The organism is Thalassospira lucentensis (genome assembly GCF_050516545.1).
Taxonomy (GTDB): domain Bacteria; phylum Pseudomonadota; class Alphaproteobacteria; order Rhodospirillales; family Thalassospiraceae; genus Thalassospira; species Thalassospira lucentensis_C.
Window position 1 is genome coordinate 3945854 of the sequence record NZ_CP191544.1, and the last position, 16351, is coordinate 3962204.

Sequence of the window (16351 nt, forward strand, 5' to 3'; positions counted from 1 at the left end):
ATGGGGGTATTGATCGGCTTTCTGAGCAATCCCAGATGTTTAATGAGAATTATTTAATGTAAGGGTGCGAAGCTATGGCGTAGAGCCAAGCAACAAAACAAAAACCCCGGCATTTTGACAGATGCCGGGGTTTTAAAATGATGGAAGAGTGATGATTTAGTGCGCGTCGGCCCAACTGTCGCCGATGCCGGCATCGACAATCAGGGGCACGGAAAGATGGGCAGCGTTTTCCATCACATCGCGGATGATTTTGATGGCTTTTTCTGCTTCGTCTTCCGGGGCTTCAAAGATCAATTCATCGTGGACCTGCAACAGCATACGGGTTTTAAGCCCGGCATTGACCAAGGCCCCCGGAACCGCAATCATCGCACGTTTGATGATATCGGCAGCACCGCCCTGAATCGGGGCGTTGATCGCTGCACGCTCGCCAAAGCTTCTGCGCATGCCGTTTTTATCATTGATGCCGTTGATATGGATGTTCCGGCCAAACAGGGTGCGGACATGGCCATGCTTTTTGGCAAATTCCTTTGCCTGATCCATGTAATCGCGAATGCCCGGATAAATTTCGAAATAGGCTTCGATAAATGCCTTGGCTTCTTTTTGCGGAATGCCCAGCTGATTGGCGAGGCCAAAGGCCGAAATGCCATAAATGATGCCAAAGTTAATCGCCTTGGCTTTGCGCCGAACCATCGGGTCCATGCCTTCGATCGGGACGCCAAATACCTTGGATGCGGTTGCGGCGTGAATGTCCTCGCCGTTTTTAAAGGCGGTGCGCAAGGCATCAATTTCGGCAACATGGGCCAAAAGACGCAGTTCAATTTGCGAATAGTCGGCAGAAATCAGTTTGCAGCCGGCATCGGCGACAAAGGCGGTACGGATTTTACGGCCTTCTTCGCTTCGGATCGGGATGTTTTGCAGGTTGGGATCGTTTGACGACAATCGACCGGTATTAACGTTGGTTTGGCCATAACTGGTATGAACGCGTCCGGTCAACGGGTTAACGTGATTTGCCAAAGAATCGGTATAAGTGCTTTTAAGTTTTGACAGTTGGCGCCATTCAAGAAGCTTGACCGGCAGGTCATGGCCAAGGGCAGCCAGACCTTCAAGCACGTCGGCACCGGTTTGCCATGCGCCGGTTTTGGTTTTCTTGCCCCCCGGCAGGCTCATTTTATCAAACAGGATTTCGCCAAGCTGTTTGGGGCTGCCAAGATTGAACGGCTCGCCGGCCATTTCATGAATGGTTTTCTCCAAGGTCGCCATGCGTTTGGCAAAGTCTTCCGACAGGTTTTTAAGGATGGTTGTATCCACCTTAACGCCCAGTCGTTCCATCTTGGCGAGAACCGGCACCAAGGGACGATCAAGCGTTTCATAAACACTTGCCATATGTTCCTGTGCGATGCGCGGTTTTAGCAACCGGTGCAGGCGAAGGGTGATGTCGGCATCTTCGGCGGCGTAATCAAGCGCCTTATCAAGCGCGACCTGATCAAAGGTGATCTGGGTTTTGCCCGATCCACAAACCTCTGAAAACTTTATCGGTTTGTAATCAAGATGCAACTCAGCCAGTTCGTCCATGCCATGCCCGTGGCTGGTGCCATCAAGGACATAGGACAGAACCATGGTGTCATCCATCGGTGCGACATCAATGCCATGACGCGACAAAACGATCATATCATATTTCAGGTTCTGACCGATTTTTAGAACGCCGGTATCTTGCAACAGCGGCTTGATCAACTCGATCGCGCGTTCAAGCGGGATTTGTTTGGGAATATCGGCCTTGGCCGGTGTTTCGGGCGCATCACCGAAATCAAAGCCACCTTGGGTGCCTTTGGCGTCGCTGGTTTCATTGACCTTGCCATGACCAAGCGGGATGTAACATCCATTACCCGGCTCGGTCGAAAGCGAAATGCCGACCAGTTTGGCCTGATGAGCATCAAGGGATGTTGTTTCGGTATCTACTGCGACCGTTCCGACATATTCGGCCTTTTCAATCCAGTGCTTTAGACGTTCTTCATCCTGCACAAGTTCATATTCGGCCTTCTCGACGTTGATTTTATTTACGCCAACACCGGGTTGGGTCGGCATTTCAAATTCAACGTCACCGCCAAATTTTGCTTTTACTTTAGATAACAGTGATTTAAAGCCGTGACTTGCGATGAAGCTTAAAAGAACTTCCGCGTCCGGTTCTTTCAACTCGAAACCGTCGATCTGTTCAACCACTGGAACATCGGTTTTCAAGGTGACCAGGCGCCGGGAAATACGGGCCAGTTCGGCATTCTCGATCAGTTTTTCGCGGCGCTTTGGCTGTTTGATCTCGCCCGCGCGATCCAGTAGAGAATCTAGATCACCATATTCATCAATAAGTTGGGCTGCGGTTTTAATTCCGATGCCCGGTACGCCGGGCACGTTATCCACAGAATCGCCGGCAAGCGCCTGAATATCAATGACCTTGTTCGGTGCAACGCCAAATTTTTCCATGACTTCGGCAGCCCCGATGGTGCGATTCTTCATCGCATCAAACATTTGCACCCGATCGGTGACAAGCTGCATCAAATCTTTGTCCGAAGACACGATAATCACATCAGAACCTTCTGCCTCGGCCTGACGGGCATAGGTCGCGATCAGATCGTCGGCCTCATATCCTTCAAGTTCGATAGACGGCAGATTAAACGCACGGGTCGCATCACGGATCAGCCCGAATTGCGGAACCAGTTCTTCGGGGGCTGGCGGCCGGTGTGCCTTGTATTCCGGATAAAAATCATTGCGGAAGGTCTTGCCCTTGGGATCAAAAATGACCGCCATATGGTCGGGTTTGGTGTCTTCGCGCAGCTTCATCAGCATGGTGCAGAAACCATAAACCGCATTGACCGGAGTGCCATCCGGACTGCTCATCGGGGGCAGGGCATGAAAAGCGCGGAAAATAAAGCCGGAACCGTCAACCAGTACGACGCGGCGCGGTGGGTTGCCGGTGGACGTCTTGGCGGTAGACGGGGCGGAATCTGTCATGCGTTTCGTGCTCTTATGTTCGAGGAATATGTTGGTCGGCAGAATGCCCGATTAAGGCCGACAAGTCGAGTACAGGCTGCGATGAAAGGCCAAAAACCAAACCTGTCTCCTGACAAAAACGGTCTGGAAAAAGAATGGCTTCCCGCTCTGAGATGAAATATATTTCGATATCGAAATTAAATGTGTAAGTGACCGGATTCTGACGATTTCTGATGGTTGATCTGTTTGTGCTTATCAGTCTGCCCGGGGGTTGCTATGTTGGGTTGATAACTTAATCCCAAGGGACATGGGAGATCCGGTTACGTGGCCCGGAAATCAAGCAAGCCGGAATTTAGCCCAAAAGGCATCGGCATAGAAACTGCAGGCCCGGTACGTGAGATTTCAAATGATATGAAACTCGCAAGCCGGAACCGCAAACAAAAGAAATCAGGCCGTGGTGGGTCAAAAGCCAACGGCACAGGATGGCGCAGGTTCTTTAGCGTCACCGCATGGCTGCGCTTTGTTCTTACCTTTGGCAGTTTTGGCTTGCTTATCCATGGCTTGTTCAAGGTCTTTGGGATTTATGAACGCAACCAACGACTTGCCAATGTTGATCACTTTGTTCTGCTGATCAAACTCGTCGTGTTTGTCGCCTTGATGTATCTGTTTTATGCCATGCTGATGCATTACAAGCCGATCCGTCACAAGGTGCGGAGCATCTTCTTCCTCGCACTTGCGCCGGTGGCTGCTCTTTGCATCTTTATGATTTATGGCGGCGGGCAGATTTTCGATGATTTCATCCCGGTCTTGCAGTTCCTGACCCTGACCGTCGGGGTTGGCGGGTTTTTGTTATATGTCCTTGGATATACGTGGGTTACCGGACAAAAGGTAAAGCGCGATAACGCCAAGAACGGCGATTTTGGCAAGTCAGATGACGACGATGACACACGGGCTGATCGCAAAGGATTACCACCTGGCGTAAAAGGCGAACGCCGTAAAGTGCATCAGCCCGGAAGACTGCGCCTGCGCCGATCAGACGGTAGTGACGCGAACGGTGGTAACGGGAATGGCAACGGTAAAGTAAGCCTTCCTGAAATCTAGAGCGCGTCGTATTTAATCTGGGTTACAGTAACAAACGGAGGCAACAGTTTGATGCACCGTGATTTTATTTTCATCCATAGTGCGGGAAATCAGGACGGGCAAAACGGAAGCAAACCGTTTCTAGGCCGTCTTGAAACGGCATTGGTCGGGCAATTCAAAATGATTGCACCGGACATGCCCGATCCGGAACGTCCCGATTGCACCAAGTGGCTTGACGAGATTGGCCAAGCCCTTTCTGACCCCCGACCGGGGAGCATATTGCTTGGACATTCGCTTGGCGGGTCGACAATTCTGCAGTATCTGGCACGAAATCCACAAATTCTCGGTGAAAACAGTTCATTATCGGCTGTTTTTATCGTCGCGGCACCGTTTTGGGGGCTTGAAGACTGGGAAGTAAGCGATTTTTCCCTCTCTGATGCAGAAGTAATGGCGTTACAGGATCAAAAATCCCTGTTTTTCTGCCAAAGTCGAGATGATTTGATCGTTCCATTCGCACATCTGGACGTTTATGCAGGCCATTTCCTAGGCGGCACGATCATTACCCTTGAGGATGCCGGGCATTCGATGGCCTATGGCGATATTGATGCATTGCTAGAGAAGATTAAACTAATGCAATGATCAGGAATGGTTTTCCAGAACCAGACCGGCCAGATACAGCGACCCCAGGATCAAGACCCGTTTTGGTGTCGGACAACCGGCAAGAAGTGTGCGCAGTGCGATTTCAAACCCGCCGCAAGCATATGACGGGGAAATGCCACATGATTTGGCAGCATCGCGAAGGGTTTCAGGTTTGTGGGCCTGATGTTCGCCGGGGATCGGAACACCGGCAAGGGCGGTTATTCCTGATGCCAGCGGGGTCAAAAACGCCTTGGCATCGCGATTATCAAGCATTCCCATAATGACAAGCGTATCACCATCCGCTTGGCGCGATAGCCAATCAGAAATGGCTTCGGCGGCGGCTATGTTATGTCCGCCATCCAAAATCAGATCGCATCCAACAGGCAGGGCCTCAAAAAGTGGCCCTGAGCTTAGCTTTTGGAGCCGTGCAGGCCAGGCAGCATTTTGCAGGCCACGGGCAAGGATATCGACATCTGTGCCGTCACAGCCGGGAATTTTGGCCTTTCTCACCGCGGCAATTGCGGTTGAGGCATTCACATATTGATGCCGCCCCGGAAGGGCCGGATGGGGAAGATCGATGGTTTCTTTGCCAATGCGCAGGACAAAGCCGTCTTCGCGTTCCTCAATGACGTCAAAGTCATTGAAAATCGGCGCATTGATCGTATTGGCATGCGTGATCAGCGTATTAAAGGCATCAAGCGTTTGGGGGGCCAGAATGTTTGTGACGCCCGGTTTCATGATACCGGCCTTCTCAAACGCGATTTTGGCAATTGTATCGCCAAGGAACCCCTGATGATCAAGCGAGATTGGCGTAATCACGGTTGCTGCGGGCTGATCAATAACGTTTGACGCATCAGCACGCCCGCCAAGCCCGGTTTCGAGGATCAAAACGTCGGCTGGAATCCGTGCAAAGGCCAGAAAGGCCGAAGCCTGCGTGATTTCGAAAAACGTGATGGGTTCGTTGCCATTGATCGCTTCAACTTCTTCAAGCAGGTCACATAGGGCGTCTTCGGAAATCATCTCACCGGCAAGGGTGATGCGTTCATGAAAGCGCACAAGATGCGGGGATGTCGAACAATGCACCCGTAATCCGGCGGCCTCATAGATGGCGCGCAGATAGGCCTGGGTGGAGCCTTTGCCATTGGTGCCGGCCAGATGAATGACCGGCGGCAGGGCAAGGTGCGGATTACCAAGCTTTTCTAAAAGCCGGGTAATCCGCCCAAGCGAAAGGTCGATAACTTTGGGGTGCAGCTTGCCAAGACGGGCAAGAATCGCGTCGCTGCGCGCCAAGTTACTTATCCGCACTCAGATTTTTTGGTTTCGCAGGCTTCTCAGCTTTGCCTTTGGCATCCTTGATCGGAACCACGCTTGCACCCGGTTTGGTGCGGCGGATCATGTCGATCAAACGGCCAAAGGTCGCATTCAGCTCGTTGCGCGAGACAACCATATCGACCATACCGTGCTCAAGCAGGTATTCGGCGGTCTGGAAGTCATCAGGCAGCTTTTCGCGAATGGTGCTTTCAATCACGCGACGCCCGGCAAAGCCGATCTGTGCGCCCGGTTCTGCAACCTGAATGTCACCGAGCATGGCAAAGGATGCCGAAACACCGCCCGTGGTCGGATCGGTCAGAAGCACGAAATAGGGCAGGCCCTTTTCCTTGACCTTCTCGATCGCGGCCGTGGTACGCGCCATCTGCATCAGGCTGAGAATACCTTCCTGCATACGCGCACCGCCCGATGCCGGTACAATGATCAAGGCCGCATCCTGTACGGTTGCCAATTCGGCCGCCGCAACGATGCCTTCGCCAACTGCGATGCCCATTGACCCCCCCATAAAGGAGAAGTCAAAAACGGCAATAACAGTGGCGTGACCGCCAACCTCGCCATGGGCAACCGCCAGCGCATCCTTATAGGTTGCTTTGGCCTGTGCCGTTTTAAGGCGTTCGGTATATTTTTTCTGATCACGGAATTTCAGCGGATCGACCGGAACATTCGGCAGTTCGATGGTTTGGTATTTACCCCCATCAAACAGGAGCTCAAGACGGTCCTTGGCGGAAATCCGCATGTGATGACCACAATGCTGGCAAACATGATTGTTCTTTGCCAGATCGCGGTGAAAGATCATCTGTTCGCAGGATTTACATTTATGCCAGAGATTTTCGGGCACATCTGTACGGCGAACAAGTTTTTGAATCTTTGGACGGACGAATTCAGTCAGCCACGACATATCGGATACTGATCCTTAGGTTCTGTCTATATCGGTTCTTTTACAAACGCAGCACAAGCTTATTTGCGTGCGTTTCGGACCCCGTTTGCAAGTTCGCGGACAAGGCCGGTAACCATAGAGGCGGTCTTATCGGTGGCCTTGCCGTTTTCGTCAAGACTTTCGGCAATTTTTGATACAATTGCCGAACCAACCACGGCTGCGTCCGCCTGTTTGGCAACGTCAGCAGCCTGTGCCGCGCTTTTGATGCCAAACCCGACCGCAATCGGCAGATCGGTGTGGCGACGCAGGCGCGCCATTGCTTCGATAATCTGGTCATTGCTTGCCGAACCGGCACCGGTCACCCCGGCAACCGACACATAGTAAACAAAGCCGGATGTATTCTGAACAAGTTTCGGCAAACGCTTGTCATCGGATGTCGGCGCGGTCAGACGGATAAAGGAAAGACCCTTTTCCACGGTCGGAACACATAGCTCGTCATCTTCTTCTGGCGGAAGGTCGACAACAATCAAACCATCAACCCCGGCATTGCGCGCATCTTCAAGGAATTCAGCAACGCCATAGATGTAAATCGGGTTGTAATAGCCCATCAGAATGATTGGTGTTTCATGGTCCTGATCACGGAACCCGCGCACCAGCGACAGAGTCTTGCGCATGTGCATGCCCGCGGCCAATGCGCGGTTCGATGCTTCCTGAATGGCAGGGCCATCTGCCATCGGATCGGTGAACGGCATGCCAAGTTCGATGATATCGGCACCGGCTTCTGGCAATTGTTTCAGGATTTCAAACGATGTTTCCGGGTCCGGGTCACCTGCGGTGATAAAGGTGACAAGACCGGCGCGGCCTTCTTCCTTGAGCTTGGCGAAACGTTTGGCGATGCGGTCCTGGCCGCCGATGATGGCTTCGCTCACAATTCTACTCCCAGTGCTTCGGCAACGGTAAAGATGTCTTTGTCACCCCGGCCACTCAGACACATAAGGATGATCTTATCCTTGCCCATTTTAGGCGCTTCTTTGATGATCTGTGCGATGGAATGGCTGCATTCCAAAGCAGGGATAATGCCTTCAAGTTCCGAACAAATCTTAAAAGCTTCGAGCGCTTCCTTATCACCAATCGGCTCATAGCGTGCACGCCCGATATCTTTCAACCAGCTATGTTCCGGTCCGATGCCGGGATAATCCAGACCGGCCGAAATCGAGTCGGCTTCTTTGATCTGCCCGTCATCATCCATCAAAAGATAGGTGCGGTTGCCATGCAAAACGCCCGGTTTGCCGGCCGAAAGACTGGCGGCATGTTTGCCGGTATGGATGCCATGGCCTGCGGCCTCAACCCCGACCACTTCGACTTCTTTGTCATCAAGGAACGGGTGGAACAGGCCAATGGCATTTGATCCACCGCCAACCGCAGCAATAATCTGATCTGGCAGGCGACCTTCGGCTTCAAGGATCTGTTCGCGGGCTTCAATACCGATCACGGACTGGAAATCACGCACCAGTTCGGGATAAGGATGCGGGCCTGCAGCCGTTCCGATGATGTAGAACGTGTCTTCGACATTGGTAACCCAGTCGCGCAGTGCCTCGTTCATCGCGTCTTTCAACGAACGCGACCCCGAAACCACCGGTTTGACTTCGGCACCCAGAAGCTTCATGCGAAAGACGTTGGGCGACTGACGTTCGATGTCTTTCGCCCCCATATAGACCGTGCAAGGCAGGCCAAAGCGTGCGCAGACCGTAGCGGTCGCAACGCCATGCTGACCAGCACCGGTTTCGGCAATGATGCGGGTTTTGCCCATGCGCTTGGCCAACAGGATCTGGCCGATGCAGTTGTTGATCTTGTGCGCGCCTGTGTGGTTCAGGTCTTCGCGTTTGAAATAGATCTTTGCACCACCGAGATGCTCGGTCAGGCGTTCGGCAAAATACAGCGGGTTTGCGCGGCCAACGTAATGCTTGAGATAGTAATCCATCTCTTTTTTAAACGCGGGGTCACTTTTGGCGTCTTTATAAGCCTGTTCCAATTCCAGAATCAGCGGCATCAAGGTTTCGGCGACAAAGCGTCCGCCAAAATTACCAAAATGTCCGTCCGGATCCGGAAGGGCGCGATAGCTGTTCAGCGTGGGCGAAGAAGACGTCATGGAAGTTCCCCGTGGATTGGCCGTGATGGCGTTCACGACAGCATAGGCTGGCGACAGAAAGTTGACCCGCGCAGAGTAGGGCGACCTTGGCCGTCCGCCTCTGGCTTATACTGTACCCGAAAACGGGCGTAGTGGATTAGTGGGCTGCGTGATCGGCCTGGGATTTGTCGAAGATATATTTTTTCGAGCAGTAGGGGCAGACCACCTCGCCCTTTTCCTCAAGATTGAGGTAGACGGTCGGGTGGCCAAGGTGACCTTTGCCGCCGTCACAGGCAATATTTAGGGTGCCCACTTTGATTTCTTCGGTGATCTTCATATATCCAGTTCCAAGTTTGCCGGTTTAAGGCATGTGTGACCATCGGGATTGGCCACGCGATGTGGTTAGCATTGACCCCGGTTTCCCGGGAATGATACCGATTGCGCATATTCAATCAATACTTCCGCATGCTCATGGCGCTCCATGGTCTTAGCGCAAACGAGCGGCGCGGAAAAGAGTGGAGATCACTGACATATGACTGCAATGCCCGACTATGCCATCGAAGTCGAAGGGCTGACAAAGGTCTATACGGGATCAAATGGCGAAAAACTTGCCCTTGATAACGTATCACTGAAAATCCCACGCGGCTCGTTTTTTGCCCTTCTGGGGCCGAACGGTGCTGGAAAATCTACATTTATCAATATCTTGGCGGGTCTTGTTACCAAGACCGACGGGACGGCAAAAATCTGGGGCTATGATATCGAAGCGCAAATGCGTTCTGCGCGCAGTGCCATCGGGATCGTTCCCCAAGAGTTAAATCTTGATGCGTTTTTCACCCCGCGTCAGGTGATGGAATTGCAAGCTGGCCTCTATGGCGTGCCCAAACGCGAACGCCGCACGGACGAGATTCTTGCTGCTTTGGGGCTGGCTGACAAGGCAGACTCGTATTCCCGATCGCTGTCGGGCGGGATGCGTCGCCGTCTTCTGGTTGGTAAGGCGATGGTTCATACCCCGCCGGTTCTGGTTCTTGATGAACCGACTGCCGGTGTCGATATTGAATTGCGTCAGCAGCTTTGGGCCTATGTCAAAGAATTGAATGCGGCCGGTGTGACCATTGTTCTGACCACGCATTATCTTGAAGAAGCCGAAGAGCTGTGTGACGAAATCGCGATTATCAATCAGGGCAAAGTCATTGCCCATGAAGATAAACGCAGTCTTCTGCGCCGGATTGATCACAAAACACTGGTTCTGACGGTCAATAACGAACTGAATGCGGTTCCTGATGCATTGGCCCCGTGGGGGGCAGAACTTAAATCTGAAAACCAGATTGCCCTGCATTACCGCCCCAGCAACACCCAGATGACCGAAATTCTTGAGGCCATCCATGGTTGTGGTCTGGCGATCAAGGATCTGTCGACCGAAGAAGGTGATCTGGAAGACATCTTCCTGATGCTGACCCGCGACAACAACAAATTGCGGGCCGGGCAGGCGGCCTGATTTATCTGGCCATCGCCCATCGACGTAATGGTTATGTTCAAACCCCCGCAATATGTTGCGGGGGTTTGCTTTATGGTCTTAACTGATTGATCCTGAATTCTAATTGTCTTTGGAGTCGATGCTTATTTTGCGCCGGTGTTTTGTGTCGTCTCAGTCCCTTGTCACCTTTGTGATGCGCTATTCGTTGTTTGGCCTGATGGCCGGCATGGTGTCTGCCTGTGCGCCTGCGTTACGCCCTGCCGGACCACCGGTTGCACAAACGGTGTTAAGTGAAACGGCCTTTCAGGCAAGTGACGGCAGCGAACTTCCACTTCAAAGCTGGGGCGATCTTGAGGAGCCCGATGCGGTGATCCTTGCCCTGCACGGGATGGGGGATTACGCCAATGCCTTTATGGAATTTGGCGATCAGGTTGGCCCGACCGGGATTGCGGTTTATGCGTTTGATCAGCGTGGATTTGGCCGGACATCAAGCCGCCCGTTCTGGGCGGGGGCGGCCAGCATGGTCAATGATGCCAGCGATGCCTTGGCATTGCTGCGCGCGCGTTACCCGGACAAGCCGATCTATTTAATGGGCAATTCGATGGGCGGGGCGGTGGCGATTGTCACAGCCGCGACCCGCCCGCATTTGATGGACGGGGTTATTCTGGTCGCACCGGCGGTTTGGAACCGCGATATGATGCCATGGTATCAAACAGCGCCGCTGTCGATCCTGTCGCACAGTCTGCCGTGGTTGCCACTGTCCGGACAGGGACTGGATATCTGGCCATCAGACAATATCGATATGCTGCGCCGATTGGCGCGGGATCGTTATATGATGTCTGCGGTCCGGATTGATCTGGTGGACGGTGTTGCCGATTTGATGGATCTGGCCAACAAACGGGCATCTGACATGACGGTGCGTACCTTGTTGCTTTCAGGTGTGCAGGATCAGGTTATTCCCCCCGATGCGGTGGCCGCCCTTGATGCTGAATTGGCGGGTTTGGCTTTGCCAGGCTATCACCGGTGTCTTTATGAAACCGGATATCACATGCTGTTACGGGATTTAAACGGCCCGGCGGTGATTGATGATATTCGCCGTTGGGTCACACAAAGCGACACAGCAGAAAATTATTCCTGTGGCGGATCATGATTGCTTTTTGACCGTTGATCGGTGATCAGGTAGCATTTTTAAACAGTTGCAGCGCATAAGCCGGGTTGTCGAACCGCTATTTCGTCCCGATATGCCAACATCATGACGCAACGTCATATAATCGGAGGATTGGAAACGGCATGCTAAGGACCATTCGGGCGAAGTTCCTGGGTGTCGCGGCGTTTTTTGTCGTGTGGCTTGTCGTGGCCACCGGGTTCTCTGTAATCCAGTCCCTTGGCATTAATGGCGATCTTGAAGCGGTGTCGCGCTATGTCACCCCGGTTAAGGATTCGCTTTCCGATGTACGTGCGCGGCAGCTTGAACAAATCTCGCTTCTTGATCGTTATATGCGGGTCGTTGAAAATGATGGCTCCCATGCGCCGCTTCTGAACGGCATTGAAATCGAAATCGATGCCAAACAAACCCAGATCGAACAGGCCTTCCGCAAATCCTTTACCTTTGCCGCCCTTGGCCGGGCGCAGGCAGCGGGGCATTTCGAAGAGGGGGTTTTGCTTGATCTTGATGTGAAGATGCGCGAATTCGCCGATGTCTCAGCCCAGTTTTCAATGGGGGTTGAACGCCTGCTCAGCCGGGTTGATGATGGCGATATTCTTGATGCCCAGCGACAGGAAAACATTGTCCGTGGCCTTCATCGCAGCATTGTTCTTGATCTGCGCAACGAGATTTTGCTGCTGGAAAAATATTCGGCCGATACGGTGGAAAATGTCTCGAAAAGAGAAGATTTCCTGATCCAGGCCGAATTCATCATGATGCTGGTCGCTGTGATTATTGGCGTTTCGCTGGCCTATTATATGGCCCATGCGGTGGTGGTGGCGGTACGTCAAACCACCAATGCGCTCAACAGCATCCAGTCCGGCAAGCTTGATACCAGCCTTGATTTCAAGGGTAAGGGTGACTTTGCCCGTTTGGCCGATGCCTTTAACCGGATGTCGCGCGAATTGCGCGTTCGGTTCAGCATGCGCGAACGGTTTGGCAAATATGTCGATCCGAAAGTGATCAATAATCTGCTTAATCAGGAAACAGCACTTGAGACATCCGAAAAACGCGTGATGACGGTCAGTGTGGTCAACCTGACCGGATTTGACTGGTTGGCCGAACATACACCACCGGAAAAGCTGGTTGATTTCCTTAATGACTATCTGACCGCGATGACAGAACCGATCGCCAATCATAGCGGCATCATTGATAACTTCATCGGGGATCGGGTTATTGGTTTTTGGGGCGCACCATTTTGCGGTGAAAACGCCCATGCCGGTCATGCCTGTCAGGCGGCCCTTGAACAGGTCGCACGGTTTAACGCGCTTAAAACCAAATATGCCGATCTGATCGGCGATCACGGGCTTGATATCCGTGTCGGTGTTGCGACGGGCGAGGTGGTTGTGGGTTCCATCGGAACGGACAAATCACGCGCCTATACGGTGGTGGGCGATTGCGTGAACTATGCCAACCGTCTGGAAAAGGCCAACCGGGTCTATGGCACGCAAATTCTTGCCTCCCACGAAACGGCAAACATGGCCGCGGGCGAGATCGAAATGCGCGATCTTGACCATGTTGTGCTTCTTGGCACGGAAAAGGTCGTCTTCCTTTACGAAGTTCTTGCTCAGGGCGGGCAACTGACCGATGAACGCCGCAACTGGCGAACCAAATATGAAACCGCGATGTCCCATTACCGCGAAGGTGCGTTTGACAATGCCCGTCCGTTTTTTGAAGAAGTGATCGAATTTGACGATAGCGACTTTGCCGCCCAGCTGATGATGAACCGGATGGAACGGCTTGAACGTCGCGAACAGGACCGCGAATGGAACGGCACGTGGGTGGTGCGCGATCCCTATGAACGCCGCGATGTTGAAAGCTGATTACCGATACAGCCTGACAAGAATTGCTTAACCGTCGGGCTCTATTGTTTGTGACAGTTCAAGGTGAATAGAACCTGTGGCGGGGGGCTCAAAAACCCTTGCCCGACCGGGATAAAACCTGTATCACCCAAACCGCTCGGGCCACTTGATCCAGTCATGGCCCCACATATTGCGCACCCGTAGCTCAGCTGGATAGAGCGTTGCCCTCCGAAGGCAAAGGCCACTGGTTCGAATCCAGTCGGGTGCACCACTTTCCCCTTAGTTTATGTTCGCGTTGGTCCTTTTGGGGCTGCCATTTTGCGCGACTGCGGTTATTCTGCCCCGTCTTTAAAGCTGGGAACGGGAAAGAACATCATGCGCGGCTATCTCCACAATCTTGCAGGCCACAACGTGCTGTTTTCCATGGCGGCACCGGCGGAATATGGGGATTTCCTCAAAAAGCGGTTTACGCCTTTGATGATTGGTGTTGGGCCGGTGGAGGCTGCGATTAATCTGACGGCTGCTTTGACCGAATTGAAATTGTCTGATGATTTGCCCGATCTTGTCGTGACCTTGGGGTCTGCCGGGTCGCGCACGCTGGAGCAGGCCGAGGTTTATCAGGCGATATCAGTTTCCTACCGCGACATGGATGCGTCCGTTCTGGGGTTCGAGAAGGGTTGCACGCCGTTTGTTGATTTGCCTGCCGAGATCGAAATGGCATTGCGCATTCCGGGCATTCGCGAAGCGCGCCTGTCGACCGGGGCCAATGTGGTTTCCGGGGCGGCTTATGACGTCATTGATGCCGATATGGTCGATATGGAAAGTTTTGCCATCTTGCGGGTCTGTCACAAGTTTGATGTGCCGCTCATCGGGCTTCGCGGCATTTCCGATGGCAAGGAAGAGCTTTCCAAGCTGTCAGACTGGACGGCATATTTGCACGTCATTGACGAAAAACTGGCCGAGGCGGTTGATGCGCTTAAAGCCGGTCTTGAAAGCGGCGAGATCAGCCTTTCGAAAGGCTGATCTCCTTTATTACATTTCCGAAATAATCAGCTTCCCGCCCGGATTTGATCAAGGGTTTTGATCGGGGTCAGGGCCTGTGGGTCAACCTGAATTTCAAGGATGGCCGGTTTGTTTGAGGCCACTGCGCGCTCAAACGCCGGGCCGAAATCCTCGGTCTTGGTGACGGTTTCACCGTATCCACCAAAGGCAACGGCATAGGCGGCGAAATCCGGGTTCTGGATTTCGGTGCCCGATACGCGGCCGGGATAATTGCGTTCCTGATGCATGCGGATGGTGCCAAACATGCCGTTATTGACCACGATGGTTATGATGTTCGCCCCGTATTGAACGGCGGTGGCAAATTCCTGCCCATGCATTAAAAAGCATCCATCACCGGCAAGGCAGACCACCGGACGGTCCGGGTGGGCAAGCTTGGCCGAAACCGAAGCGGGCAAGCCATATCCCATCGATCCCGATGTTGGGGCCAGTTCGGTGCGATAGTCGCGATAGCGGAAGAAACGATGCAAGAAGGCGGCATAATTGCCAGCCCCATTGGTGACAATCGCATTATCGGGCAGCTTTTGACGAAGTTCGGCAATCACATGCGCCATTTTCACATCACCGGGTGTCTCAACCGGGGTCGAGAATGTCAGATAGGACGCGTGGGCGGTTTCAATGGCGTCTTCGCGGGCACTGCCATCGACGGGTTCCATCATGGCAATGGCGCGGATGAAGGATCGCTGGGATGCGTTAATTGCAATATCGGGGCGATAAACCCGGCCCAATTCATCCGGTCCGCTATAAACATGGATCAGTTTTTGCGCCGGGCAGGGAATATCCAGCAGGCTATAGCCGCTGCTGGTCATTTCACCCATGCGCGACCCAACCAATATCACCAGATCGCTGTCGCGAATATATGTCGCCAAGGTCGGATTTATCCCGATGCCGACATCGCCGATAAAGTGGCTGTGGCTGTTGGGGATATAGTCCTGACAGCGGAAACTGGTCGCGACTGCGACATTGTTTCGGATGGCAAACGATTTAAGGTTTTCAGTGGTTTCGCGTGTCCACCCACCGCCGCCAACGATCATGATCGGTTGTTTGGATTTGCTTAGGGCATCGCGGAACTTTGAAACGTCTTCGGAGGCTGTTTTGGCTTCTATCGGGACATAGGGTTTGCCATCGGGCATCTCGGCACGTGAAGACAGCATGTCTTCGGGAAGGGCCAGAACCACAGGGCCCGGACGGCCCGATGTTGCGATGTGATAGGCGTGGCTAAGATATTCCGGGATGCGGTTGATATCATCAATCTGCCCGACCCATTTGCATAAGGGTTCGAACATCTTGCGGTAATCGACTTCCTGAAAGGCTTCGCGGTCGACCATGTCCCGGCCGATCTGCCCGACAAGCAGGATCATCGGTGTGCTGTCCTGATGGGCGACATGCACACCCGCCGACGCATTGGTCGCACCGGGACCACGGGTCACCATGCAAATGCCGGGCTTGTTGGTCAGCTTGCCATAGGCCTCGGCCATGATCGCGGCCCCGCCTTCCTGACGGCAAATGATCGGCTCGATATCAGGGTGATCAACAAGGCCATCAAGCACCGCAAGATAGCTTTCGCCGGGCACAAGAAAGACGCGTTCCGCCCCGTGCAGGGCCAGTTGATCAACCAGAATACGACCGCCGTGGCGCATTTGGGGTTTCCCGGACATGTGTGAAGAACTCCCTTTGGGGCAAATTGGTGGGGCAGGTTGTGTTTATTATTGTTGTTGTTGGCGCGCTGGATGCGCAAACCTGATTTCATCACGGATCAGGGGCGAAGGTAAAGATT

The 16351-nt window shown here is 53.2% G+C and carries 13 protein-coding genes and 1 tRNA gene; 7 read left to right on the forward strand and 7 right to left on the reverse strand.

Annotation, left to right across the window (positions count from 1 at the left end; all coding sequences use genetic code 11):
* Positions 1 to 156: 156 nt before the first annotated feature.
* Positions 157 to 3003 carry a DNA polymerase I gene (gene polA, locus ACQ0MK_RS18140; RefSeq protein ID WP_430473791.1) on the reverse strand — a complete coding sequence of 949 codons (2847 nt, stop codon included), beginning with the start codon at positions 3001 to 3003 and terminating at the stop codon, positions 157 to 159.
* A 303-nt stretch (positions 3004 to 3306) separates the two neighbouring features.
* On the opposite strand from polA, the gene ACQ0MK_RS18145 reads away from it, so the two are divergent.
* Positions 3307 to 4083 (forward strand): hypothetical protein, encoded by a 777-nt coding sequence (locus tag ACQ0MK_RS18145; RefSeq protein ID WP_430473792.1) that lies wholly within the window; start codon positions 3307 to 3309, stop codon positions 4081 to 4083.
* 51 nt (positions 4084 to 4134) lie between these two features.
* On the forward strand, positions 4135 to 4701 hold the full coding sequence (locus tag ACQ0MK_RS18150) for an alpha/beta hydrolase (protein ID WP_430473793.1): 567 nt from the start codon (positions 4135 to 4137) through the stop codon (positions 4699 to 4701).
* Here the strand turns inward: ACQ0MK_RS18150 and ACQ0MK_RS18155 are convergent, their stop codons facing one another.
* The 5 genes from ACQ0MK_RS18155 to ACQ0MK_RS18175 all read right to left on the reverse strand — a co-directional run bounded on the left by ACQ0MK_RS18155 (position 4702) and on the right by ACQ0MK_RS18175 (position 9372).
* Positions 4702 to 5991, reverse strand: a complete 1290-nt coding sequence (locus tag ACQ0MK_RS18155; protein WP_430473794.1) for a bifunctional folylpolyglutamate synthase/dihydrofolate synthase — start codon at positions 5989 to 5991, stop codon at positions 4702 to 4704.
* Position 5992: 1 nt separating this feature from the next.
* Positions 5993 to 6928: an acetyl-CoA carboxylase, carboxyltransferase subunit beta gene (gene accD, locus ACQ0MK_RS18160; RefSeq protein ID WP_430473795.1), complete on the reverse strand. Its 936-nt coding sequence runs from the start codon at positions 6926 to 6928 to the stop codon at positions 5993 to 5995.
* Between the two features lie 59 nt (positions 6929 to 6987).
* Positions 6988 to 7836: a tryptophan synthase subunit alpha gene (gene trpA / locus ACQ0MK_RS18165; RefSeq protein WP_430473796.1), complete on the reverse strand. Its 849-nt coding sequence runs from the start codon at positions 7834 to 7836 to the stop codon at positions 6988 to 6990.
* Positions 7833 to 9056 (reverse strand): tryptophan synthase subunit beta, encoded by a 1224-nt coding sequence (gene trpB / locus ACQ0MK_RS18170; RefSeq protein ID WP_430473797.1) that lies wholly within the window; start codon positions 9054 to 9056, stop codon positions 7833 to 7835. The genes trpA and trpB overlap by 4 nt, the downstream gene beginning before the upstream one ends.
* A gap of 136 nt (positions 9057 to 9192) precedes the next feature.
* Positions 9193 to 9372 carry a zinc-finger domain-containing protein gene (locus ACQ0MK_RS18175; RefSeq protein WP_350041164.1) on the reverse strand — a complete coding sequence of 60 codons (180 nt, stop codon included), beginning with the start codon at positions 9370 to 9372 and terminating at the stop codon, positions 9193 to 9195.
* Between the two features lie 195 nt (positions 9373 to 9567).
* Between ACQ0MK_RS18175 and ACQ0MK_RS18180 the strand changes: the two genes are divergently transcribed.
* The 5 genes from ACQ0MK_RS18180 to ACQ0MK_RS18200 all read left to right on the forward strand — a co-directional run bounded on the left by ACQ0MK_RS18180 (position 9568) and on the right by ACQ0MK_RS18200 (position 14538).
* Positions 9568 to 10530, forward strand: a complete 963-nt coding sequence (locus tag ACQ0MK_RS18180; RefSeq protein WP_350044991.1) for an ABC transporter ATP-binding protein — start codon at positions 9568 to 9570, stop codon at positions 10528 to 10530.
* Positions 10531 to 10648: 118 nt separating this feature from the next.
* The gene (locus ACQ0MK_RS18185) at positions 10649 to 11659 is read left to right on the forward strand and encodes a lysophospholipase (protein WP_430473798.1); all 1011 of its coding nucleotides are present in this window, start codon (positions 10649 to 10651) and stop codon (positions 11657 to 11659) included.
* A gap of 140 nt (positions 11660 to 11799) precedes the next feature.
* A complete protein-coding gene (locus ACQ0MK_RS18190; protein ID WP_350041167.1) occupies positions 11800 to 13536 on the forward strand; it encodes an adenylate/guanylate cyclase domain-containing protein in 1737 nt (578 codons plus the stop codon).
* 173 nt (positions 13537 to 13709) lie between these two features.
* Positions 13710 to 13786: transfer RNA gene (locus ACQ0MK_RS18195), tRNA-Arg, on the forward strand.
* 104 nt (positions 13787 to 13890) lie between these two features.
* On the forward strand, positions 13891 to 14538 hold the full coding sequence (locus ACQ0MK_RS18200) for a 5'-methylthioadenosine/S-adenosylhomocysteine nucleosidase (protein WP_430473799.1): 648 nt from the start codon (positions 13891 to 13893) through the stop codon (positions 14536 to 14538).
* Positions 14539 to 14564: 26 nt separating this feature from the next.
* Here the strand turns inward: ACQ0MK_RS18200 and ACQ0MK_RS18205 are convergent, their stop codons facing one another.
* Positions 14565 to 16232 carry a thiamine pyrophosphate-binding protein gene (locus ACQ0MK_RS18205; protein WP_430473800.1) on the reverse strand — a complete coding sequence of 556 codons (1668 nt, stop codon included), beginning with the start codon at positions 16230 to 16232 and terminating at the stop codon, positions 14565 to 14567.
* Positions 16233 to 16351: the final 119 nt, after the last annotated feature.

Bases quoted from the DNA above. Each gene is read 5' to 3' on its own strand.
- ACQ0MK_RS18205 (WP_430473800.1), bottom strand. From the start codon at position 16,232: ATGTCCGGGAAACCCCAAATGCGCCACGGCGGTCGTATTCTGGTTGAT.
- accD (WP_430473795.1), bottom strand. From the start codon at position 6,928: ATGTCGTGGCTGACTGAATTCGTCCGTCCAAAGATTCAAAAACTTGTT.
- ACQ0MK_RS18180 (WP_350044991.1), top strand. From the start codon at position 9,568: ATGACTGCAATGCCCGACTATGCCATCGAAGTCGAAGGGCTGACAAAG.
- ACQ0MK_RS18150 (WP_430473793.1), top strand. From the start codon at position 4,135: ATGCACCGTGATTTTATTTTCATCCATAGTGCGGGAAATCAGGACGGG.
- polA (WP_430473791.1), bottom strand. From the start codon at position 3,003: ATGACAGATTCCGCCCCGTCTACCGCCAAGACGTCCACCGGCAACCCA.
- ACQ0MK_RS18185 (WP_430473798.1), top strand. From the start codon at position 10,649: ATGCTTATTTTGCGCCGGTGTTTTGTGTCGTCTCAGTCCCTTGTCACC.
- ACQ0MK_RS18200 (WP_430473799.1), top strand. From the start codon at position 13,891: ATGCGCGGCTATCTCCACAATCTTGCAGGCCACAACGTGCTGTTTTCC.
- trpB (WP_430473797.1), bottom strand. From the start codon at position 9,056: ATGACGTCTTCTTCGCCCACGCTGAACAGCTATCGCGCCCTTCCGGAT.
- ACQ0MK_RS18175 (WP_350041164.1), bottom strand. From the start codon at position 9,372: ATGAAGATCACCGAAGAAATCAAAGTGGGCACCCTAAATATTGCCTGT.
- ACQ0MK_RS18190 (WP_350041167.1), top strand. From the start codon at position 11,800: ATGCTAAGGACCATTCGGGCGAAGTTCCTGGGTGTCGCGGCGTTTTTT.